This window comes from Streptomyces sp. SCSIO ZS0520, from assembly GCF_025643355.1.
GTDB classification, from domain to species: Bacteria; Actinomycetota; Actinomycetes; order Streptomycetales; family Streptomycetaceae; genus Streptomyces; species Streptomyces physcomitrii.
The window spans coordinates 5853285-5876097 of the sequence record NZ_CP092644.1 but is presented as its reverse complement, the minus strand read 5'-3'; the positions used below and the strand labels follow the sequence as shown (position 1 = coordinate 5876097).

Annotated in this window: 19 protein-coding genes; 8 read left to right on the top strand and 11 right to left on the bottom strand. The window is 69.2% G+C overall.

The genetic code is table 11. From position 1 onward, the window contains the following. Positions 1 to 124 precede the first annotated feature (124 nt). The 3 genes from hemW to lepA form a co-directional block, all read right to left on the bottom strand. Positions 125 to 1372 (bottom strand): radical SAM family heme chaperone HemW, encoded by a 1248-nt coding sequence (gene hemW, locus MID12_RS23430; RefSeq protein WP_263170531.1) that lies wholly within the window; start codon positions 1370 to 1372, stop codon positions 125 to 127. Positions 1373 to 1690: 318 nt separating this feature from the next. Beyond that, positions 1691 to 3580 (bottom strand): AMP-dependent synthetase/ligase, encoded by a 1890-nt coding sequence (locus MID12_RS23425; protein WP_263170530.1) that lies wholly within the window; start codon positions 3578 to 3580, stop codon positions 1691 to 1693. 276 nt (positions 3581 to 3856) lie between these two features. Beyond that, positions 3857 to 5731 carry a translation elongation factor 4 gene (gene lepA / locus MID12_RS23420; RefSeq protein WP_078845203.1) on the bottom strand — a complete coding sequence of 625 codons (1875 nt, stop codon included), beginning with the start codon at positions 5729 to 5731 and terminating at the stop codon, positions 3857 to 3859. Between the two features lie 350 nt (positions 5732 to 6081). Between lepA and rpsT the strand changes: the two genes are divergently transcribed. After that, entirely contained in the window at positions 6082 to 6348 is a 267-nt protein-coding gene (rpsT, locus tag MID12_RS23415; protein ID WP_040253695.1) for a 30S ribosomal protein S20, read from the top strand. On the opposite strand, the gene MID12_RS32315 is transcribed toward rpsT, so the two are convergent. From MID12_RS32315 to MID12_RS23395, 4 genes are all read right to left on the bottom strand, one after another. Then, complete coding sequence (locus MID12_RS32315) at positions 6249 to 7973, bottom strand: hypothetical protein (RefSeq protein ID WP_317633403.1); 1725 nt, start codon at positions 7971 to 7973, stop codon at positions 6249 to 6251. The two genes, rpsT and MID12_RS32315, sit on opposite strands and share 100 nt — an antisense overlap. Before the next feature lie 402 nt (positions 7974 to 8375). Further along, positions 8376 to 9362 (bottom strand): DNA polymerase III subunit delta, encoded by a 987-nt coding sequence (gene holA / locus MID12_RS23405; RefSeq protein ID WP_263170526.1) that lies wholly within the window; start codon positions 9360 to 9362, stop codon positions 8376 to 8378. Positions 9363 to 9503: 141 nt separating this feature from the next. Beyond that, entirely contained in the window at positions 9504 to 9749 is a 246-nt protein-coding gene (locus MID12_RS23400) for a hypothetical protein (RefSeq protein ID WP_263170524.1), read from the bottom strand. Between the two features lie 236 nt (positions 9750 to 9985). Beyond that, entirely contained in the window at positions 9986 to 12634 is a 2649-nt protein-coding gene (locus MID12_RS23395; RefSeq protein ID WP_317633402.1) for a ComEC/Rec2 family competence protein, read from the bottom strand. Positions 12635 to 12960: 326 nt separating this feature from the next. Here MID12_RS23395 and MID12_RS23390 point away from each other — a divergent pair, with 326 nt between their 5' ends. The 4 genes from MID12_RS23390 (at position 12961) to MID12_RS23375 (ending at position 18198) form a co-directional block, all read left to right on the top strand. Beyond that, complete coding sequence (locus tag MID12_RS23390) at positions 12961 to 14409, top strand: recombinase family protein (protein WP_263170522.1); 1449 nt, start codon at positions 12961 to 12963, stop codon at positions 14407 to 14409. A gap of 505 nt (positions 14410 to 14914) precedes the next feature. Next, the gene (locus MID12_RS23385; RefSeq protein ID WP_263170519.1) at positions 14915 to 16090 is read left to right on the top strand and encodes an AAA family ATPase; all 1176 of its coding nucleotides are present in this window, start codon (positions 14915 to 14917) and stop codon (positions 16088 to 16090) included. A gap of 305 nt (positions 16091 to 16395) precedes the next feature. Further along, on the top strand, positions 16396 to 16707 hold the full coding sequence (locus tag MID12_RS23380) for a hypothetical protein (RefSeq protein ID WP_263170518.1): 312 nt from the start codon (positions 16396 to 16398) through the stop codon (positions 16705 to 16707). A gap of 318 nt (positions 16708 to 17025) precedes the next feature. Further along, a complete protein-coding gene (locus MID12_RS23375; protein WP_263170517.1) occupies positions 17026 to 18198 on the top strand; it encodes a phage major capsid protein in 1173 nt (390 codons plus the stop codon). 1314 nt (positions 18199 to 19512) lie between these two features. Here MID12_RS23375 and MID12_RS23370 read toward each other — a convergent pair. Genes MID12_RS23370 through MID12_RS23360 form a run of 3 tightly spaced genes read right to left on the bottom strand, consistent with a single transcriptional unit; the run spans position 19513 to position 21122 of the window. Beyond that, positions 19513 to 20364, bottom strand: a complete 852-nt coding sequence (locus tag MID12_RS23370) for a helix-turn-helix domain-containing protein (RefSeq protein WP_263170516.1) — start codon at positions 20362 to 20364, stop codon at positions 19513 to 19515. 16 nt (positions 20365 to 20380) lie between these two features. Then, on the bottom strand, positions 20381 to 20896 hold the full coding sequence (locus MID12_RS23365) for a DUF6879 family protein (protein ID WP_263170515.1): 516 nt from the start codon (positions 20894 to 20896) through the stop codon (positions 20381 to 20383). Then, positions 20868 to 21122 carry a hypothetical protein gene (locus MID12_RS23360; RefSeq protein WP_032782589.1) on the bottom strand — a complete coding sequence of 85 codons (255 nt, stop codon included), beginning with the start codon at positions 21120 to 21122 and terminating at the stop codon, positions 20868 to 20870. Before MID12_RS23360 ends, MID12_RS23365 begins: the two co-directional genes overlap by 29 nt. 411 nt (positions 21123 to 21533) lie before the next feature. Here MID12_RS23360 and MID12_RS23355 point away from each other — a divergent pair, with 411 nt between their 5' ends. From MID12_RS23355 to MID12_RS23345, 3 genes are read left to right on the top strand one after another with little or no spacing between them, the layout of a single operon-like run. Further along, the gene (locus tag MID12_RS23355; RefSeq protein WP_263170511.1) at positions 21534 to 21779 is read left to right on the top strand and encodes a hypothetical protein; all 246 of its coding nucleotides are present in this window, start codon (positions 21534 to 21536) and stop codon (positions 21777 to 21779) included. Positions 21780 to 21809: 30 nt separating this feature from the next. Then, positions 21810 to 22253, top strand: coding sequence for a hypothetical protein (locus MID12_RS23350; protein WP_263170509.1), 444 nt, complete (start codon positions 21810 to 21812; stop codon positions 22251 to 22253). A 37-nt stretch (positions 22254 to 22290) separates the two neighbouring features. Beyond that, positions 22291 to 22614: an endonuclease domain-containing protein gene (locus MID12_RS23345; protein WP_263170506.1), complete on the top strand. Its 324-nt coding sequence runs from the start codon at positions 22291 to 22293 to the stop codon at positions 22612 to 22614. Here the strand turns inward: MID12_RS23345 and MID12_RS23340 are convergent. Continuing rightward, positions 22601 to 22798: a hypothetical protein gene (locus MID12_RS23340; RefSeq protein ID WP_263170504.1), complete on the bottom strand. Its 198-nt coding sequence runs from the start codon at positions 22796 to 22798 to the stop codon at positions 22601 to 22603. The genes MID12_RS23345 and MID12_RS23340 overlap by 14 nt on opposite strands. Positions 22799 to 22813 lie beyond the last annotated feature (15 nt).

Below are 22813 nucleotides of genomic sequence, written 5' to 3'. Positions count from 1 at the left end.
GGGGTGGCCTGCGGGCCCGGGCGAAGGGTCGGCACCGCAGTAGCTCGGCGGGTCGGCGGGTCGGCGGGTCGGCGGGTCGGCGGGTCGGCGGGTCGGCGGGTCGGCGGGTCGGCGGGTCGGCGGGTCAGTCCACCAGGTCGCGGACCACCGCGTCGGCGAGGAGGCGGCCCCGCAGGGTCAGCACCGCCGAGCCCTCGGCGTAGGGCGCCTCCTGGAGCAGCCCGTCCGCGAGGGCGCGGGCGGCGGCCTCCGCGCCCGCGGGGCGCAGCAGATGGAGCGGGCAGCCCTCACGCAGCCGCAGTTCGAGGAGGATGCGCTCGACCCGGCGGTCCTCCTCGCTCAGCAGCTCGCGCCCGGCACCGGGTGAGCGGCCCTGGGCCAGGGCGGCCGCGTAGGCGCCGGGGTGTTTGGCGTTCCACCAGCGGACCCCGCCGACGTGGCTGTGCGCGCCGGGGCCCGCGCCCCACCAGTCGGCGCCGCGCCAGTACAGCTCGTTGTGCAGGCAGCGGGCTTCCTGCCGCCCCTCGGCGGCCCAGTTGGAGACCTCGTACCAGCTGTACCCCGCGGCGGCGAGCACCTCGTCGGCGATCAGATAGCGGTCGGCGTGGACGTCGTCGTCGGTCATCGGGACCTCGCCGCGGCGGATGCGGCGGGCGAGCTGGGTGCCCTCCTCCACGATCAGGGCGTAGGCGGAGACGTGGTCGGGGCCCGCGCCGATCGCCGCGTCCAGGGAGGCCCGCCAGTCCTCGTCGGACTCGCCGGGGGTGCCGTAGATCAGGTCGAGGTTGACGTGCTCGAAGCCCGCCGCGCGGGCCTCCGCCACGCAGGCCTCGGGACGGCCGGGCGTGTGGGTGCGGTCGAGGACGTCCAGGACATGGCGGCGGGCGCTCTGCATGCCGAAGGAGATCCGGTTGAAGCCGCCCTCACGCAGGGCCTGAAGATAGGCGGGGTCGACCGACTCGGGGTTGGCCTCGGTGGTGATCTCCGCGTCCTCGGCGAGGCCGAACTCCTCGCGTATCGCGGTGAGCATCCGCACCAGGTCGGCCGCGGCGAGCAGAGTCGGGGTGCCGCCGCCGACGAAGACGGTGCGCACCTGGCGCGGATCGTCGCCGAGCACCTTGCGGGCGAGGCGGACCTCCTCGGTGAGGGTGGCGGCGTAGTTGTCCCGGGAGGCGAGCACGCCGCCGCTGCCGCGCAGCTCGGTGGCGGTGTAGGTGTTGAAGTCGCAGTAGCCGCAGCGGGTGGCGCAGTACGGCACGTGGAGATAGAACCCGAGGGGGCGCCCGGCGGCCCCGCTCAGGGCGTGGCCGGGCAGGGCGCCGTCCTCGGGAACGGGCTCACCGTCGGGAAGTGCGGAAGGCATGCCCCCCATTGTCCCGTACCGCGCGGGGTGGCCCGCCCGCCTGTGGACAACGGGCGGAGGGCACGCTTGTGGACAACCGGCGATCGCGGTCTGTGGACAACGCCGGGTCCCCGGATGTGCACAACGAGGTGCCCGCCGATGTGGACAAGGGAGGGTCCGCGGATGTGGACAACCGGCGGCCGGCCGATGTGCACAACGGCCGACCCCGCGCTCGCGCGCACCGGGCACCGGGCACCGGGCACCGGGCACCGGGCGGCAGACAGCGCACACGGCGAGGGGCGGCCGGGTCTCCCCCGCCGCCCCTCGCCACGGTCCGGCCGCGCGGGCTCAGGCCTCGCGCGCTCCCGCGTACATCTCGTCGATGAGGTGCTTGTACTCGCGCTCGACGACCGGCCGCTTGAGCTTGAGGCTCGGGGTCAGCTCGCCGTGCTCCACGTCCAGGTCGCGGGGCAGCAGCTTGAACTTCTTGATCGTCTGCCAGCGCTGGAGGCCCTCGTTGAGCTGCTTCACATAGCCCTCGACCATCTCCAGCGTCGCGGGGGCGGCGACCACCTCGGCGTAGGACTTGCCCCCGAGACCGTTCTCGGCGGCCCACTCGAGGAGCGGGGGCTCCTCCAGGGCGATCAGGGCGGTGCAGTAGTTGCGGTCCGCGCCGTGCACCAGGATGTTCGAGACGTACGGGCACAGGGCCTTGAACTGGCCCTCCACCTCGGCGGGCGCCACGTACTTGCCGCCCGAGGTCTTGATCAGGTCCTTCTTGCGGTCGGTGATGCGCAGATAGCCGTCGGCGGACAGCTCACCGATGTCGCCGGTGTGGAACCAGCCGTCCGACTCCAGGACCTCGGTGGTCTTCTCCGGCTGGCCGTGGTAGCCCTGCATGTTGTTGGGGCCGCGCAGCAGGACCTCGCCGTCGTCGGCGATGCGGACCTCGTTGCCGGGCAGGGGCTTGCCGACGGTGCCGGTGCGGTAGGCCTCGCCGGGGTTGACGAAGGCGGGGCCGCTGGTCTCGGTGAGTCCGTAGCCCTCCAGGATGTGCACGCCGACGCCCGCGAAGAAGAAGCCGATCTCGGGGGCGAGCGCTGCGCCGCCGGAGATGCAGGCGCGCAGATTGCCGCCGAAGGCCGCCCGGATCTTCTTGTAGACGAGGGCGTCGGCGACCTTGTGCTTCAGCTCCAGGCCGAGCGGAGCGCTGGCCTTGCCGGTGCGGCGGAAGTTGTCCTGGGTGACCTTGGCCCACTCGCGGGCGACCTCGGCGGCCCACAGGAAGATCTTGTACTTGGCGCCGCCCCCGGCGCGCGCCTTGGCCGCGACGCCGTTGTAGACCTTCTCGAAGACGCGCGGCACGGAGGCCATGTACGTCGGCTGCACGATCGGCAGGTTCTCGATGATCTTGTCGACCCGGCCGTCGACGACGGTGAGATGCCCGGCCTCGACCTGCCCGGACAGCAGCGCCTTGCCGAAGACGTGCGCGAGCGGCAGCCACAGGTACTGCACGTCCGCCTCGCTGAGCAGCTCCGTGCCCACCATGGCCTTGGCCATGTAGGACCAGCAGTCCTGCGTCAGCCGTACGCCCTTGGGGCGGCCGGTGGTGCCGGAGGTGTAGATCAGCGTGGCCAGCTGCTCGGGGCCGAGCGCGCCCACCCGCTCCTTGACGATCCCGGGCTGCTTCTCCAGGAGGGCCGTGCCGCGCGCCTCCAGTTCGGCGAGGCTGAGCACCCAGCCCTCGGGGTCGCCGGGCTCGGCGGTCAGGCCCTCGGTGTCGATGACCACGACGTGCACGAGACCGGGCAGCTCGGCCCGGGTGTCACGGGCCTTCTGCAGCTGCGTGACGTCCTCCGCGATCAGCACCTTGCTGGCGGAGTCGGAGAGGATGAAGGAGGCCTCGTCGGCGTTGGTCTGCGGGTAGAGCGTGGTGGTGGCCGCGCCCGCACAGAGGATCGCGAAGTCCGCGAGGATCCACTCGATCCGGGTGGAGGAGGCGAGGCCCACCCGCTCCTCCGCTTGCACCCCGAGGTCGACGAGTCCGGCGGCGATCCGCGAGACCCGCTCGGCGGTCTGCGCCCAGGTCAGCGACTCCCACTCGTCCGGCCCCTCACCCGACTCCGCCGGTACGGGATATCGGTAGGCCTCGGCGTCCGGCGTCGCCGCCACGCGATCCAGGAAGAGGTTCGCCACGGAGGGCGGCCGGTTTTCGATCAGGGTCTTTGTGTCGCTCACGACATCCTCCGGGGCCCGCGGGCTGCGCACGCCGTGCAGGTGCGGCTGACGGGTTCACTGGCTGGTTGCGGCTGCTTGCTTAACTCGCGAGTAACCATCGAGCAGTGGTCAGAGTATTCCGCGTTCGGCCGCCATGTAAGAGGGCACGGGGTGTCACTTCCTACAGATGGAGCGATGTGCGCGTGTGACAGATCACAGGCCGCGGGCCTGCCGCGACACTGCGCGGCAGGCCCGTGGGGGTGTGCCTGGGGATGTCAGCTCTGATCGATTTCCGGCCTATTTCTTGGCCTTGCCCTGGCCGCCGCCGTCATCACTGGACAGGACCGCGATGAAGGCCTCCTGGGGCACCTCGACCGCGCCCACCATCTTCATCCGCTTCTTGCCCTCCTTCTGCTTCTCCAGCAGCTTCCGCTTACGGGAGATGTCACCGCCGTAGCACTTGGCGAGCACGTCCTTGCGGATGGCGCGGATGGTCTCGCGGGCGATGACCCGGGAGCCGATCGCGGCCTGCACCGGCACCTCGAAGTTCTGCCGCGGGATCAGTTCCTTCAGCTTGGCCACCAGCCGCACCCCGTAGGCGTACGCCTGGTCCTTGTGCGTGATCACCGAGAAGGCGTCGACCTTGTCGCCGTGCAGCAGGATGTCGACCTTGACCAGGTCCGCGGACTGCTCGCCGGTGGGCTCGTAGTCCAGGGAGGCGTACCCGCGGGTCTTGGACTTCAGGTGGTCGAAGAAGTCGAAGACGATCTCCGCGAGCGGCAGCGTGTAGCGGATCTCGACCCGGTCCTCGGAGAGGTAGTCCATGCCGAGCATGACGCCGCGCCGGGTCTGGCACAGCTCCATGATCGCGCCGATGAACTCACTGGGCGCGAGGATGGTCGCCCGCACCACCGGCTCGTACACCTCGGCGAGCTTGCCCTCGGGGAACTCACTCGGATTGGTGACCTGGTGCTCGGTGCCGTCCTCCATGACCACGCGGTAGACCACGTTCGGGGCGGTGGCGATCAGGTCGAGCCCGAACTCCCGCTCCAGGCGCTCGCGGACCACGTCCAGGTGCAGCAGGCCGAGGAAGCCGACCCGGAAGCCGAAGCCCAGGGCGGCGGAGGTCTCCGGCTCGTAGACCAGCGCGGCATCGTTCAGCTGGAGCTTGTCCAGCGCCTCGCGCAGCTCCGGATAGTCCGAGCCGTCGAGCGGATACAGACCCGAGAAGACCATCGGCTTCGGGTCCTTGTAACCGCCGAGCGCCTCCTCGGCGCCCTTGTGCAGGGAGGTGATGGTGTCACCCACCTTGGACTGCCGGACGTCCTTCACCCCGGTGATCAGATAACCCACCTCGCCGACGCCCAGACCGTCGGCGGGCAGCATCTCCGGGGAGTTGCTGCCGATCTCCAGCAGCTCGTGGGTGGCGTTGGTGGACATCATCCGGATCCGCTCACGCTTGTTGAGCTGGCCGTCCACCACCCGGACATAGGTGACCACGCCCCGGTACGAGTCGTACACCGAGTCGAAGATCATCGCGCGGGCGGGCGCGTTCGCGACGCCGACCGGGGCCGGGATCTCCGCGACCACCTTGTTCAGCAGCTCCTCCACACCGAGGCCGGTCTTCGCGGAGACCTTCAGCACCTCGTCGGGCTCGCAGCCGATCAGGTTCGCCAGCTCCTCGGAGAACTTCTCCGGCTGCGCGGCGGGCAGGTCGATCTTGTTCAGGACCGGGATGATCTTGAGGTCGTTCTCCATCGCCAGATAGAGGTTGGCGAGGGTCTGCGCCTCGATGCCCTGCGCCGCGTCGACCAGGAGGACCGTGCCCTCGCAGGCCGCGAGCGAACGGGAGACCTCGTAGGTGAAGTCCACGTGACCCGGGGTGTCGATCATGTTCAGGATGTGGGTACTGCCCTGCTCCGCACCCTCGGTGGGCGCCCAGGGCAGCCGCACCGCCTGCGACTTGATCGTGATGCCGCGCTCTCGCTCGATGTCCATCCGGTCGAGGTACTGGGCACGCATCTGCCGCTGCTCGACCACGCCCGTCAGCTGGAGCATCCGGTCGGCGAGCGTGGACTTGCCGTGGTCGATGTGCGCGATGATGCAGAAATTGCGGATCAGAGCCGGGTCGGTACGGCTCGGCTCGGGCACATTCTTAGGTGTCGCGGGCACGCGGGGTCCTGATTCTTGAGGCGCCGGGCGTCGGGCTCGGAGGGCTCCACCGCCGGAATCCGCCCGCCCCGAGGGCCGGTTTCTCCGGTGTGCAGCGTCGATATGCAGGCTCCATGCTCCCATGGGTCGGGCACTGCGCACGGTTTGGGCCGCTCCGAGGGCGGCTGGTAGCCTGAGCAGCTGTGTCTCATGCCCTCTCAGCGCGAGGCACGGTGCGCGAGCAGAGCAGTACGGCGAACCGCACCCGCACCACCCAGTTTGACGACGCCCGCAGCAGTACGGCGTCCGGCAAGAGGCCTCCGGGGGCTCTCCTCGAAGGCCAGACATTCTGAACCTGAAAAGGCTCTTTCGTGGCGAACATCAAGTCCCAGATCAAGCGGATCAAGACCAACGAGAAGGCGCGCCAGCGCAACAAGGCCGTCAAGTCCGCTCTCAAGACCTCGGTCCGCAAGGCTCGCGAGGCTGTTGCCGCGGGTGACGTCGAGAAGGCCACCGAGTACCAGCGCGTTGCCGCGCGTCAGCTCGACAAGGCCGTCTCCAAGGGCGTCATCCACAAGAACCAGGCCGCCAACAAGAAGTCGGCCCTGGCTTCCCAGGTCGCTTCCCTCAAGGGCTGACACCCCTCGGCCCCTCGCGGGGCCGCACGGCCTCGGCCGAGCCTCACGGCCCGGCTCGACGACGTGAACCGTCGGCGGGGACCCAGAGCGGGCCCTCTCATCCGCTCCCCGGCCGGCACCCCGGACTCGCACACCGAATCGCGTTCGCCACGCGGGTACGAGTCCTCACAACGCAAGACCTGTGAAACCGAAGACCCCGGCACTGTCCTTTCCCCGAGGACGGTGGCGGGGTTTTCGGCTTGGCGGGGGGGCGGAGGGGGGGTCGGGGCAGCCGCCTGGTCGGCTATGCCTGCGGGGGCTGCTGGGGCGGGGAGTACGGGGGCTGGGGGGCGGCTGCCGGGGGTCGGGGTGGTGTGGTGCTGGGGGTCCAGGTGGTGGGGATCGGGGTGCTGGGTGCCGAAGGCCATCGTGTGGTCGGTACCGGGCGGGGGCTGGTGCGGCTGCGGGGTCTGATGGGGTTGCGGGAACTGCTGGGGGTTTCCGTATTGCTGGGGGTGTCCGTACGGCTGGGGCTGTCCCTGGTGCTGAGGCTGTCCCTGGTGCTGCGGGTATCCGTACGGCTGAGGTGGCTGGGCTTGCTGCTGGGGCGGCTGGGGCTGGTGGTGGTTCGCGGGGGTCACCGGCATGCCCAGGGCCATCGTCTGCTGGGGTTCCGGGATGGGCTGAGTTCCGGGAGTGGGCTGGGCAGCGGGCTGCGGACCACCGTAGGAGGCGGGCTGGGCAGCGGGGTACGAGGCGTAGGGGCCTGTCGGCTGCGGGGCGTACGGGCCCGCGAGGTTCTGCGGGGATGCCGGGGGGTGCGGCTGGGCGTAGGCCTGAGCCTGGGAATGGGCTTGGGCTTGGGCCTGCTGGGCGTACGCGGTCGTGGGTTGCGGCTGGGCGTGGGGGCCGCCGGGAGCCGGGTGCGGGGGTCCGCCGTAGGGCCCCGGCGGGGGCTGCTGGGCGAAGGGGTTGCCGGTGGGCTGCGGGGCGGCGGCGAAGGGATTGCCGCCTGCCGGATCGGCACCGCCCGCGAACGGGTTGCCGTGGCCGGGCAGTTGACCCCCGGGCGGCAGATACCGCAGACGGCCGGACTCGTCGGTGACCGCGGTGAAGCCCGCGTCCCGCAGCCGCGCCGCGAACTTCGCGTTGCGCTTGCGGTTCACGAAGAAGCCGATGCCGAGGAGGGCCATGAGCAGGACCCACATGCCCACCACGAAGGGCGCCACGTCCCCGCCCGCCTGCACGACGCTGATGACGCACCCCGCGGTGAGGCCCAGCGCGGCGAACATCAACCGCTTCTCGGCGCTCTTGCCGGTCAGGTCGAAGTTGAGGCGGGCCTTGAGCAGTTCCAGCGCCGCGGGCTCGGAGGGCGGCAGCGCGCCGTCGTTGCCCGCCTGCGGATACTGCGCCCAGGAGCGGCCCGCACGCTCCCTGCCCTGAGGCGTCGCATCGGGCACGATCAGCATCTTGAGCGAGGTGTCCCGGCCGCCTCCGGTCCGTACATCCGCGTACTGGTAGCCGAACTGCTCGGCCAGGAAGGCGAGTCGGGCGAGCTTCTTCACGGAGGCCATCGCGCTGGTCAGCTCGACGGGCTCGCCGCTCGCCATCAGCGCGAACATCTTGCGTATCTGGCGTTTGCTCACGTCGCTGTCTCCCACCGGCCTGCATGCCGTCGCTCGCTGCTCACTCGTTCCCCGCAGCCCTCAGCAAACGCCCCGTCGCGGGAGATCGTCAACCGCCTCCTGCCCGGTCGAGGACAGCCGGGCCAAGTCGGTTGTCCACCAGCGGCGTGGTGTCCGTGCAGGTGATCGTCCCGCGTCTGGTTCAGGGGCGAGGGAACAGCCGGGGGAGGAATCCGCCGGCTGAGCGCGATCGCCGGACAATCTCCGGACAACGGGGAGGTGTACGGGTCGGGAGCGCGCGGAGGGAACGGGTGGGCCGGGGGCGCGGGAGGGAGCAGTCCGGCCGGGCGTAGGGGGTAATCGGGCGGAGAGGGAGCGAGCGGGCGCGGCGGAGAGAGGCGGCCCCGGCGGCTGAAGAGTGGGTCAGGGGCGGCGGCTTCTGGCCGCGTGGGCGATGGTGACGACCGCCTTCTCCAGGGCGTACCCGGGGTCGTCTCCGCCGCCCTTCACCCCCGCGTCGGCCTCGGCCACCGCGCGGAGCGCCACCGAGACGCCCTCGGGGGTCCAGCCGCGCATCTGCTGGCGGACCCGGTCGATCTTCCAGGGCGGCATGCCCAGTTCACGGGCGAGGTCGGCGGGGCGGCCGCCGCGGGCGGAGGACAGCTTGCCGATGGCGCGGACCCCCTGGGCCAGGGCGCTGGTGAGCAGGACCGGGGCCACCCCCGTGGACAGGGACCAGCGCAGCGCCTCCAGCGCCTCGGCCGCTCTGCCCTCCACGGCACGGTCCGCCACCGTGAAACTGGAGGCCTCGGCCCGCCCGGTGTAGTACCGCCCGACCACCGCCTCGTCGATGGTGCCCTCGACATCGGCCACCAACTGGGCCACCGCCGAGGCGAGTTCACGCAGGTCACTGCCGATGGAGTCCACCAGGGCCTGACACGCCTCCGGCGCCGCGGAACGCCCCTGCGCCCGGAACTCGCCCCGTACGAAGGCGAGCCGGTCCGCGGGCTTGGTCATCTTCGGGCAGGCCACCTCGCGCGCGCCCGCCTTGCGCGCGGCGTCGAGCAGGGCTTTGCCCTTGGCGCCCCCCGCGTGCAGCAGCACCAGGGTGATCTCCTCGGCCGGTGCCCCGAGGTAGGCCTTGACGTCCTTCACGGTGTCGGCGGCGAGGTCCTGTGCGTTGCGCACCACCACGACCTTGCGCTCGGCGAAGAGGGAAGGACTGGTCAGCTCGGCGAGGGTGCCGGGCTGCAGACGGTCCGGGGTGAGGTCCCGTACGTCGGTGTCGGCGTCCACCGCGCGGGCGGCAGCCACCACCTGCTGCACGGCACGGTCGAGCAGCAGCTCCTCCTGTCCCACGGCGAGCGTGAGAGGGGCGAGCGGATCGTCGTTCTCGTTCTTCCTGGCCATCGCGCCAAGCATCCCACGCCGCACTGACAGCCGGGCCGGGCCCGGGGCCGCGGTGGCGGTGGCGGTGGCGGTGGCGGTGGCGGTGGCGGTGGCGGTGGCGGTGGCGGTGGCGGTGGCGGTGGCGGTGGCGGTGGCGGCACCCTAGGGTTCCTCGCGCCAGCCCTCCCACTCGGCGGCGAAACGGTCCAGTTCCGCGGCGTCGAGGCGCCGGTCCGGGTCCTCGACGGGGACCAGCCACTGGGCGTCCTCGGCGTCGTCCTCCCCGGCGAGCGCGTCCCGCACCGGGCGCGGCTGCTCGGCGACCCCGAACCTGGCCATCAGCTCGACGGCGACCTCGTCCGCCGCATCCCGGTCGGGCAGTACCAGCACATGTCTCACATCGCTCACCCGGTCATGATCCTCGATCCGGGGGGCTGGGCTCCAGCTTCTTGCTTGGTGGGTGTGCTTCCGGGGGGGCAGGGGGTTCGGCCGGGGAGGTTGGTGGTTGGGGGGCTTGGCGGGAGCGTCTTCTGTTTCTGCGTGGCTCGGGTGGGGCCCCCTCCCCCCTCCCCACCCCGCCCCATCCCCTCGCCCCTCGCCCCTCGCCCCTCGCCCCTCGTCCCTCGCCCGCCAGGCTGCCGCGGCTATCGAGCCTCGGTGGCCGCCCTGAGACCCTCGCCTCCCGTTCCCATCACCGCCAGGGCGCCGTCCTGGTCCGTGCGCAGCACCTCCGTGCCCATGGACCGCAGCGCCGTCACCGTGTGCGGGGACGGATGCCCGTACGGATTGCCCTCGCCCGCGGAGATCAGGGCGAGCCTCGGGCGGGCTCTGCGCAGCAGCTCGGGATCCTGGTAGGCGGAGCCGTGGTGCGCGACCTTCAGTACGTCCACCGCGGTGACCAGGCCACCGGCGGGGCTGGCCAACAAGGCTTGCTGTGCGGGCGGTTCGAGGTCGCCGAGCAGGAGCAGCCGGAGGCCCCGGGATCTGACGAGCAGGGTGACGCTGGCGTCGTTGGCCCCCTCCTGGGCCGGTGCGGGAGGCGGCCAGAGCACCTGCCAGTCGAGGTCACCGGTGCGCCGGCGCTCTCCGGCCACCGCCTGCCGTACGGGGATGCCGTGCTCCTTCGCCGTCCGGTGCACGAACTCCGCCTGCTCATAAGGGTCCTGCAGGCCCGTCGTCTCGATCGCCCCGACCGCACGTCCTCGTAGGACACCCGGCAGGCCTGCCACGTGGTCGGCGTGGAAGTGGGTCAGGAGAACCAGCCGGATGCTCCGGATGCCGAGGAGGCGCAGGCAGCGGTCGGCCAGGGCGGGATCGGGTCCGGTGTCGATCACCACCGCGGAGCCGTCGCCTACGGCCAGCACTCCGGCGTCTCCCTGGCCGACGTCGCACATCACGAACCGCCACCCCGGCGGCGGCCAGCCGGTGAACACCCGGGTCAGTGAGGGTGGTTGGAGTACGGCGAGTATCAGCCCGAGGACACAGGCGACGCAGGCCCAGGGGTGCCGGACGAGTCTGCGTCCGGCGACCACGAGGCACACGGTGAGCAGGGCGAGCAGGAGTCCGCCGCGCCAGCCGCCCGGCCAGTCGACGCCATTGCCGGGCAGTCCCGCACCCGTGCGTGCCACGCGCACGATCCAGCCGACCAACCAACTCGCGCACCAGGCCAGCCCTTCGGCAAGGGGCATCGCGAAGGGTGCCGTGAGGAGCACCCCGAAGCCGAGCACCGTGGCCGGGGCCACCGCGAGTTCCGCGAGCAGATTGCAGGGTACGGCGACCAGGCTCACCCGGGCGGCCATGAGCACCACGACCGGGGCGCAGACCGCTTGTGCGGCGAGTGCGGCGGCCAGCGCCTCGGCACCCCGCGGGGGCATCCCGCGCCGCTGGAGCGCGGTGCTCCACCGAGGCGCGAGGAGGAGGAGTGCTCCGGTGGCGAGTACGGAGAGCACAAAGCCGTAGCTCCGGGCCAGCCAGGGGTCGTACAGGACGAGCAGTACCACGGCCGCGGCCAGCGCCGGGAGCAGTGATCTGCGGCGTCCGGTGGCGAGGGCCACCAGGGCGAGGCTGCCGCAGGTCGCCGCGCGCAGCACGCTCGGCTCGGGTCGGCAGACCAGGACGAAGGCGAGGGTCAGCATCCCGCCGAGCAGTGCGGTGGCCCGCAGGCCGATGCCGAACCGTGGGGCGAGACCCCGGCGTTCGGCGCGGTGCGCGCTGCCCGGCGGGCCGATCAGCAGAGCGAGCAGGATGGTGAAGTTCGCTCCGCTTACCGCGAGAACGTGTGTGAGGTCGGTGGCCTGGAAGGCGTCGTACAGCTCCGGTGTCATGCGGGAGGTGTCGCCGACCACGAGTCCCGGCAGTACCGCGCGTGCCTCGGGCGACAGCGAGTCGGTGGCCTGCCGCAGCCCCGCGCGCATCCGTCCGGCGAACCGTTGCGCCGCAGTCGGCCCCCGGACCACGGTCGGCTGCTCTCCGCGGGTGACCCGGGCGACCGCCGTGATCCGGTCGCCGTCGCGGTAGGGCGGGGTCAGTCGTACCGGGACCCTGATCACGGTGGACGGGAGCAGCCTCAGCCACGGCGAGGGGGACTCCGCTGCGGCTGACGCGGCGCCCTCCGCGTTGGTCCGGGGACCGTACGGCGGCCCGGTGCTCTCCGCCGCCCCCTTCCGAAGCCGCTGCTCGGCGGGGTCCGGCGGGTCCTCGGCCAGGAGGAGCACCGGAGCACGGGTGCGGGTGACCGAGCCGTCGGCGGTGGTGAGGCGGAGCGCCTGGGCCTCCAGTACGACGGAGGTGGGGAGTTGGCGTTCGCCGGTGACGCGGGGGCGGGTGCGGCGGGGGTCGGTGAGGACTTTCAGCTCGACCGTGGTGTGGGCGGACCGGCGGGCAAGATCGGGGACCGGCCCGCGGTGCACCTCCGCCGCGTGCAGTGCCGCCGAAGCTGCCGAGGCCGTGACGCACAGCAGGACCGCGCCCGCGGTGTAGCGGCCCCAGAACTTCGGCGCCCTGCTCCTGCCCCCTGCTCCGTCGCCTGTCCTTGCCCTCTCCCCCGTGCCTGCCCGGCCTCTCCGTCCGGGGCCCTCCGGGGTCTCCCGGGCCTCCGGGGTCTCCAGCGACTCGGGTGGCTCCGCTGGCTCCGACGACTCCGGCGGGCTCGGCCTGCACTTCGCGTAGACCGTGTAGACAAGGAGCAGTGCGGCGAGTACCGCTCCGGTGGCGGTGATCGTCATCGCGGTGCGCCAGGACGCACCGGTGACGTACGCCGCGGTCGCCCAGACGGCCAGGGCGGGCGGCAGCAACCGGAGGTCGATTGGGCCCTCTTGGCGGGGATCGGATGCTCCGAGCCGGCTCGGGGCACGCCGGTGGATGCCTGGGCGCTGACTGTTCTCCGAGGGCGGTTCGATTGCCGCCTGCCGCCTGTTGCCCTCCAACTCTTGCGCAGAGTCGGCGAGTTGGACGGTCTCCTCACCGGGAGCGGACGAGTGTGGGCGGGTGCTGATGTCCGGCGGCGGTCCCTCGCTGTCGCTTCCCGCGGCCCCACGCCTTGTGGCGGTCATGGCTGGACCAGGTCGCGGAGGTCGGCGAAGCGGCCGTCGCCGACATACCCGCGCCTACCCTTCGCCACATGAAACCTACACAGAACACTCCAAAACGGGCGATCTTGCTTGTGCGCATCTCGGACGACAAGGCGGAGGACGCTCGCGGCGTCGGGCGGCAGGAAGCTGACGGCCGGGCCCTCGCGGATCGGCTCGGCTGGACGATCGCCGAAGTGATCACCGAGAACGACACGTCGGCCTTCAAGCGGCGCAAGGTGGTGCTGCCGGACGGCTCGACGGCGCTCCGGACGGTCCGACCCGGCTTCCGCAGCGCGCTGGACAAGCTGTCGTCCGGCGCACGCGACGGGCTCATAGCCGACGACCTGGACCGCGTGGCGCGAGACCCACGCGACCTGGAAGACCTCATCGACGTGGTGGAGCAACGCCACATCCCCGCCATTGCGACCACGGGTTCCATGCGGCTGGACGACGACGCCGGAATCACGATGGCCCGCGTCATGGTCGCCATCGCCAACAAGTCCAGCCGGGACACGCGGCGTCGAGTGGCCCGCAAACACCAGGAGTTGGCCGAGGAGGGGAAGCCGGGCGGGGGCGGCTTCCGGGGGTACGGCTTCACTCGGAACGGCATGGAGGTCATCCCCGCCGAAGCGAAGGTCATCCGGTGGATGGCGGAACGCATCCTCGACCCCTTGGAGCCCTGGGCGTTGAACCGGATCGCCGCCGACCTGGAGCGGCGTGGGGTGCCGTCCGCGACCGGCGCGAAGTGGTCCGGCAGGTCGGTCCGGTCCATCGTCACGAAGCCGTCCGTGGCCGGTCTGCGGGCCCACAAGGGCGAAGTGGTCGGCCCCGCCGTGTGGTCGGCCATCCTCCAACGGGACGTGTGGGAGGCCGTTTGCGCCACGCTCGCCGGGCGCGCCGGGCACACCGACCTGACGTTGAAGCGCTGGCTTACCGGGGCCCTCTGGTGCCCCCTGTGCAGGCACAGCCTCACCGGATGGCAGGGCAACCACGGTCCCCGGTACTGGTGCGCGACCCCGCTGGGCGGCTGCGGGAAGATCGCCATCAAGGCCGACCGGGCAGAAGCCGAAGTGGCCACCCGCGTACTGGATTTGCTGACAAAGCCGAACATCCTCCAGCGGCTCACGGCCATAGCGGCGACCTCTGTCACGGAGGACATGCGTCGAGAACTCGCCGAGGATGAAGCGCAGTTGAAGCAGCTCGCTGGGATGTGGGCTCGCAAGGAACTGTCCTTCGCCGAGTACCGCGAAGCGAGGGCAATCATTGAGGACCGGGTGAAGGAATCCCGGGCGCTCGTGCAGTCGTCCGCGCCCAGGGTTCTGCGCTCCCTGCTGGCCGGTGACGTACGCAAGGGGTGGGAGAGGCTGACGCCCGCCGGGAAGCGCGAAGTCGTCCTCACGCTGCTGCCGGACGGGTACGAGGTGGGCCCTCACGACCGCTCACGCGGGAACGTCTTCGACCCCCGGCGGCTCACGCCACGGGCCGCCCTGGCCGCGTGAGACGGCCGCCCACGCCCCCGCCGAACACCCCGGCGGGGGCGTTTCCATGCCCGGCAATATCTACCTCTAGAAGGACTTCCACGACTCCGAAGGTGAAGATCATCCGAACTCGCGCGGACCTGGGCGTTTCCCCTGGCCTGCGGAGGTAGCGAGGGCTCGCCCGGGGTCTAAACGGGGTCCTCATGCCCCCGATTCGGATAGTTCTGTCGCAGGGCACCGGGAGCGTTGGAGGCACAGCCGGGGCAGCCCGCACCGGCCCCCCTCGAAAGGGCCCCGACATGGCCTCACACTTCAACCGCCACGCCCTCCGTGCCGATCGACGCCCTGATCAAGAAATGAAACGACCCCCGGGGAAAGCAGCCGGGGGCCGTAACCGCCAACCCGTTCGGACCCGCGAACCGGTCGGCATTCATACCTGAAAGAGGTAACCCTCATGATACAGCCGAATTCTGGCACTGAAACCCCGCCGTGCGGGTCCGGCGCGCGCCCCATCTTCGATCGCCCGTTGCCCAACGGGCCGAACGAAGAACTCACCCCCAACGATGTCGTTGAGGCCCTTATCGCGGCCGACGTGCACGCCAGGCGCGTAAGGGAAGGCGCGGAGTACGAACTGTTCAAGCGGGAAGTCCGACGCCACGCCGACGCATTGGAGCATGAAAGCGACATCGACGCGCTCAACGCGCGCTCACGCAGCCTGACGGAATTCCTCGCGGAGAAGCCCGCCGGGAGCCCGCGCTACGACATCGCCGAACTCCTCCCTGTCGAGGGCAATTTCACGCTGCTCGCGGCTAAGAAGACGGGTAAGACGACAACGACCGTCGAACTCGTCCGGGCCGTTGCCGATGGTGAACCCTTCCTCGGGCGCTTCCAGATCACGGACGGCCCAGGCAATGTCGCCGTCTGGGACTACGAAATGAGCGAAGACCAGCTCAGGGAGTGGATACGGGACGCAGGTGTCAGGAACACCGGAAACGTGTATGTGCTGAGCTTGCGCGGGATTTACGCGTCGCTGCGTACCCCCGCTACGCGAGAGTGGGCAGTCAGGTGGCTCCGCGACCGTCAGATACGGGTATGGGTCCTAGACCCAGCCCACCGCGCCATGACCGGCTTTACGACTCAGAGCGACCCGAATGACGCCGTCCTCGAATTCACTGAGACCCTGGAGCAGATTAAGCGCGAAGCAGGGGTGCGGAACATCGGGTTGCCCATCCACACCGGAATCAGGGGCGACCACGCCCGGGGGGCCTCCCGGTGGGGAGACTGGCCCGATGCAATCTGGACGCTCAAGAAAGACGAGTCCGGGCGTCGGACACTGCAAGCGGAGGGCCGTGACGTTAATCTCCAGCCGGCCGACCTTCAAATGGACCCGAACACGCGAAGGCTGTCAGTTCCGGTGTTCGCCACAGCGACCAGTGTCTATCAGGGTCCGAGCGACGTAGACAAGCTCTGCATGTGGCTTGCGAGCAACCCCGGAAAACACCCCTCGAAACGAGGTGTGGCCCTCGCTCTGGGCGTGAGCCAGGAAAAAGCCGCAACAGTCATGGAATTGGCCGAGGACGCTGAACGGATCGTCGTCCAGCCCGGTCCCCGGAGGTCACATCGGGCATGGCTCCCGGAGCACTGGAAAGCGGAGGAGAAGGCCCGGCAGGAAGACGCCCAGGGGCGTCAGATGGAGCTGTAGAGAGCGACTGCTCGGCCGACTGCTTCCGGAGTGCTTCCGAAGCAGTCACCGAGCAGTCGAAACGCCCAGGTCACACCGCTTCCGAAGCAGTCGAAAGCACTCACTGCTCTTATCCCTATAGGGGAAGCACTCAGCCAGAAGCACTCGATTCAGCCGTAGGGGTGAGCCTCTGGACGCCCCAGAGGAAGCCCCTCGACACCCCTCCCGGTACACGGACGCCGATCGGCACCACAAAGCCGCCAGAACGCCACGCAGCCCCTCCTTGGGCGTCCTGAGCTGGACGCCCCACCCGAAAGGAAACCGCCATGACCACGATCCCCGACTTCCCTCCCGTGCCCGGCCCCGGCGAACTCGTCCTCGCGGCCTTCAAGCGCTACCCGCTCACAGAAGCCGACTGGTCGCGTTTCATGCGAGGCGTGGACACATACGTCAAGAATTGGCGGAAGGTCCTTAAGACCCGCGAGGACGCCGGAGGTGACGTCTATATCTCTCCGGTGTGGGAAAAGCCCTTGTCGGAGCAATTCGAGCACGAATCCCGAAGGCTTGAAGGAATAGGGCAGCCTGAATGGAGGCTCTGGGACGCCTACGCCCGCGAATTCGACCTCGCCGGATTGTGACGCATACCACACCATATCCCCTATTCCCGAATAGAGGGAAATAGGCGTACTCTCGAAATTAGAGTGCGGGAACGCTCCTTCATGGTGGGACGAGAGGGTGCCGTGGTCGCGGCACCCTCTCTTCTTTCTCCCTCGGTAGCGAGGTGGCTACCTACCGCAGACGCGAATGGCCGGGCGGCCTTCGGAATGCGGCACAGGGAAGCGGCTCCCCGACCCTCAACTTCCCGGCGGCTGGGCGGCTGTCGCCGCACCGATGGCTAGGTGGTCCTCGGAGCGTACGGAAACCCCACGTACACACTCCAGAAGAGGACAACTGTCATGGAATTCCCTACCCTTCGCGCTGTTCAGGACGAACTCGCGGCCCTGCTCAATGAGGCACGCACCGAGGACGGCGGCCACGATGTCGCCAAGATCCGGAGCATCACCGGCACCAACGCCGAAAAGCTCGCCAAGATCAAGGCTCTGAACGCCCGCGTCGCCGAACTCAAGGCGATGGGGCACGCCGCCGAGAACCTGGGCGGCGGCAACCTGTCCGGCGACGGCGCACGACGCTACGAGAGCGCCCCTCTGGGCGGCACCAAGGGCGTCGCCCCCAGCATCGGCCAGGGTTCCCGCCAGTGGGCCCAGGAAGCCGCCCAGGTGCTCACCAAGGCGGCCGAGAAGCACGGCGTCAAGGCGCTCACCTCCGGGGCCGTGGACGCCCCCACGATGGTCCGCACCGGCCTGTTCGCCATGCCGACCAACCCGGCCCGGCTGCTCGACCTCATCGTTGACCGGCAGTCCGTGCCCGGCAACGAGTACGAGTACCTGCGGCAGACCGTCCGCACGGACAACGCCGCCGCCGTCGCGGACTTCGCCACCAAGCCCACATCGATCTACACCGTGGCCTCCATTCCCGACCGCGTGAGGGTGTACGCGCACCTGTCCGAGGCCATCCCGCTCCGCCTCTTCGCCGACCATAAGGACCTCTCCGGGTTCCTGGAGTCGGAGATGTCGCGGGGAGTCCTGGATGCCCTCGAAGCCGACATCGTCAGCGGGGCGACCGGCGGACAGAACGTCGTCGGCATCCTGGAAACCTCCGGCGTCGGGACGACCGCGTACAACACCAGCGTGCCGGTGACCCTCCGCAAGGCCCGCACGGCGATGGAGAACGCCCACGAGGCCCCCACGGCGTGGGTGCTCAACCCGACCGACGCCGAGGGGCTGGACCTCCTCACCACGGCTGACGGCGAGTACGTCGTGGATGGCTCCGGATACGTCAACGTCTTCGGAGACATCCCGAAGATCGTGAGCACAAGTGTCCCCGCCGGTACGGCACTTCTGGCCGACTGGAACCAGTGCCGGCTGATCGTCCGTCAGGGCACCACGATCGACGCCGACCACTCCGGGGCCCTGTTCGACACGAACACGGTCAAGCTCCGGGCAGAGGGCCGGTTCGGGTTCGCTGTGAACCGTCCGGCCGCCTTCCGGGTCATCGACCTGACCCCGTGACCGGGTAACGCCCCGCAAACCGGGGGCCCTCTCCTTGGGCCCCCGGTTCCCCCGATTGACCCGCAGATCGGCGAACTGCCATGAAAACTGCGGACGTTACTCAAGCGGAGCTTCAACTGGGCTACGCGTGCATGGACCGGGACCACTTCGCGGCCCTGTATCCCGGCTCGACCCCACACCGAGAACTCGAAGCCGAAGTAGTGCTGCGTCGCAAGCTGCTGCCACGACTGCCAACCCGTGCCGAGCTGGTCGCCTGCCGACGAACTGCTACCTGAACTCCCCACTGCCAGGCCCCGCGTGGGTGGTGCGGCACAGGAGACCGGGCACCACCACCCACCACACGATGAGTAGGTGTTCCCTGATCGCTGAATCGATTACGGAAACCTACTCATCGTTGCGTTTCCACTGCTTCCGAAACACTGAACTCGAAACCTGTTGACTTCCACTCATTGGAATCATTTCCCAATGATGACGAGACGCCGGAATATGGCACGTATGCGCAATCCCGAGCCTTTTGGACAAGTGATTCTGTGACCAATTCACTGGAATTCCCCAACGAAGCCCTTTCGAAGGCCGCCGAGCGCCATGACGACCGCCAGAGGATAAGCCACAGCCACCCGCCAAGGAATCGCCAAGCGAACGTAACGCAGGCAACGAACCGGTGGCCGCACAGCAGTCGTGAAGCAGTGCATTACCTGCCACCAGCGGTCACCCGTGGGGGTAAAAGCACCCACCCTCGGCGGACCTTCACGCGCAAACGGAGCCCCAAGCCGATGCCATGCATAAACGCTGCATATTCATGCGGCCACCCCGGGGGGTAGGTATGCAGCCACTATGCACCCCCCGGACGACCCCCGCCCCTGTGAACCGTTTCCCTCCCTATTCGTCACACTGACGAGAAAAGGCAAAAGTCGCAGGTCGGAGGCATGATCGATTCGAGCCGGCCCGACCGGCGGGGTCAGGCCCTCTGGGCGTCCCCGGGCGGGACACATAAACGCCGCATATTCATGCAGCTCTGCATATTCACCGCATAGATTGGAGGCCGATTATGCATCATCGGCTGTGTATTGGATGTGGAACCCCGTTCGAGGGGAGAAAAGGTCGGAAGTTCTGCCGAGAGCTGGAATGTGTACGGGCTCGACGGGCAAAGGCGTACCGAGATTGGTACGCCAATGCCCGCGCTAATGGGATGCCGCCCCGGAAAACCGGCGTCGTCCCCTGTGCGGGATGCGGAAAGCCTTGCATGGGAGGGAAGGGGAGCCTTCCGGAAGGGCAGAGGCGTTGCCGGGAGTGCCGGGCGAAGTGACGCCCCAATTACGAGTCGAGAGCCTTAATGGCGTTGGCGATGATTCCCCGGGCTGCCTGCCCCCGCACGGCGTGTTCAGAGAGTCGGTCGAATGCCCGCGTATAGAGCTTGACTTGGCCCGGTTGAACGAGGGTCTGGGCGGCGTCCAGCGTGTCAGCGTGGACCCTCTTCTTGTCGAACATGGTGAAGGTGGCCATCGGCCAGACGGTCCGCTCGGCGGCGAACGGGATGATGCCCACGGCGACCCTGGGCAGGGCCATGACGGCCAGCAGGTGCCCGTACTGAACGGCCATCGTCTCGGCGTCGGCGACGCGGTACCGCAGAACCGACTCCTCCAGCACGATCAGGAACCGGCGGTTGCCCTCGCGGATGACCCGGTTGCGGTCCATGCGGGCCGCCACGGCCTCGCCCACGTCGTTCTTGGTTTTTCGGAAGGCCGCGATGGACGAGAGCAGCGCCGTGGCGTACTCAGGCGTCTGGAGGAACCCGGGGACCACGTCGGAGCAGTAGACGCGGAACAGCTTGGTGCGGTCGTACAGGGACGCACCGCTCTCCTGCAAGCGTCGCAGACCGGTGCCCTGGAGCCGCCTCCACTGGACGTACGCCTCCGCCGACTGCCGGTTGGCCGCCGCCAGGTCGTCCGCCTGCTCGGAGGCCCCACAGGCGGCGCACCAGGACCGGATATCGGCGTCTGACGGGGGCGTTCGGGCGTTCTCGATCCGCGAGGACTTCGACTCGTGCCATCCGCAGCGGACGGCCAGTTCGCGCCCCGAAATACCAGCGTCCAGACGGAGTTCCCGAAGGCGGGCAGCTAGAGCCTCGCGCGCCTTCTGGACGTTGGGGGACGGGTGTTGGGGCAACGAACTGGCCGTTCTGTCAGATCTCGAACTGTTCGTGTGGGGTGGCGAGTTGCCAGACAGTATCGAACGCTGAGCGGCACAGCTCCGCAACCGCCGGCTCGTCCGTGATCTCGTCCTCCACCACGGCACCGTCACCCGAGAAGTGGTGAACCCTCAACAGGGTGCCGTCGAACAACCAGAAGTCGTTTCCCGGCAACGCGATGCCGGTCGCCAACCTTCTGGGCAGCCATCGGACTTGTTCGCCCGCTGTCACGTTGGCGTGGGTGACGTAGTGCTCCCAGCGGATGTACTCGCTTACCGGCTCCGAGACGATCCGGGCGCGCCGGATGGTGACGCCACGGGCCACGGTGTCGGCGATCAGTTGGTCGTACGGGTGCCACCAGGACTCCCGATCCGCCCAGTTGATGCGCTCTCCCCGCTGCCACGCCTCGAATCGCTCCGTGGGCGCGTAGGAGTCGCGCATCTCCAGGTGGACGGCGGACCGCTGGCACTTGCCCAGCAGCTCACCGAAGCTGGGCACGCTCGACGGCATCACAAGCCTCCCTGATCATCGGGATCATCCGGGCCGGAATCCGGATGATCGCTTCCGTGTCCGGCACCGAACCGTTCGCCGGACTGGTCGCCTCACACTGGGCGTGGGTCTCGGCGTCAGGCTTCCAGCCCTGGAAGAGGACTTCCTGCGCCTCTGCGTCGGCCCACACGGTCGGGCAGTGGTCGCGGTCGGTGTTGGGGTCGATCCCCACGAACTCTACGGACATGCCAGCCTCCCGGCTCCAGGTGCTTGCTCGGACTTGCATGAGCCTTCCCTGCCTGCCCGGACGCGTCAACACCGCCTCACGTGGCGGAAGTTGACGTGCAAGTCGGTGCAAGGAACTGGAGCCCCGGCACGAGAGGTCCCTAGCGTCAGGGCAGGGCCTGACCAGGGCTCGCCTGCCACACCCGTTCGCAGCCGGGGAGAGATTGACGATGCGCCATAAGACGACTCAGGAGCGGCCGGTAGACCTGCCGGTGGGGTTCAACGCCTGGCTGCTGGACTGTGCCCCGGCTCCGGGCTGCGCGACCTGCCGGACCGAATGGCGGAGCCTCAAGACGGCCGAGGAGGCCGGGGACATCACGCGGGCCGCCAACCACGCCACGAAGGTTCGAGACCACGCTTCGGGGAGCCACTGATGCCGATGGAGATGCAGACCTACCGGGACGGCCGCAAGGCCGCCGACGACGCGGCAGAGGCCATCAGGGCCGCCCTGGCCGGGCTGGGGCTTCCGGAAGGCGTCTGGGGCAGCGTGCGGCCGATGGTCACCCACAGCGGCAAGCCGTACGTCCACCTGGGCATGATGCGCGCCGAGGCCGTCGCCAAGATCGCGGAGGCAGTCGGAACGGCAGACGCTTCCGAACTCCCGCTCGACGCACCCTGATCGTCAGTGCACGATGCGACAATCCCACCTATGAGCCCTGAGCTGTCCTCGCCTGACATGTCCCTCCCACTGGACGCCGAGCGGAACGCCCCTCTCGTGAGTGAGTGGCTTCTAGGGGCGAGCGCTCTATTGATGAAGCATCAGGGCGACATCAGGACTGCCGAGCTGATCGCTGATGTCTCAGCGCTGGAAGTGCGCTTGTGGGATACGCAGTTCGATCGTGAGGGCTACAGAATCGTTCTCGTGGTGGATGCTCACCTGTTCCCTCGCTACGGCGAGGAGGCGCTGAAACGCATCGAGAAGGTGATGCAGACAGTGCTCATGCCAGCAGGCAAGGAAGTGGACGAGTTCGCGGTGCGCCCGGACATCCGGCTTCCCGCTAGCTGGCGAGACCAACTCCGGCACCCAAACGGGCCGAAGCCGAGCAACCCATGCACGCAAAGTCCGCCGCGACCTGCCCAACCACCCGACTAAGGATGACCTTCACTTCTCGAACGAGTGGGAGTTTGACGTGTATCAGGTGCTCAAGGAGCGACAGGCAGCCTTGCCCGACAACGAGACGATCGGCATCATGCCGCTGTGCAGGATGAGGGTGCTCGGCTCCACCCGGGAACCTGACTTCTTGATCACTTACAAGGGGCGGGCGGGTGTGATCGAGGTGGATGGGCCTCATCATGAGGGCCCTAAAAGAGCCTCGAATGATCACAGCCGAACGGACTTGTTGATCAACGCCGGGGTCGAGTGGGTCGCCCGTCTGGACGTACGCGACGTGAAGGACAGGGCGGAGGTGGAGAAGTTCGTAAGCACCTTCCTGTCCCGCCTCACTCGGCGGTAGCTGCCCGCTCCCGCGCCTCCTGGGCGGCGATCACCTGGCCCATGAGGGTGTCCGCCCAGTCGCGCCGTTCGGTCCCGGCAGGGGCCCGCCAGAACGCTCCGGGCAGGATGTCGGCCAGGACGGCCAGGTCGTCTCGGTCCATCCGGGCGATGGAGACGGAGAGGTCGGGGAGCATTTTGATCACCCTTTCGATCGGGTT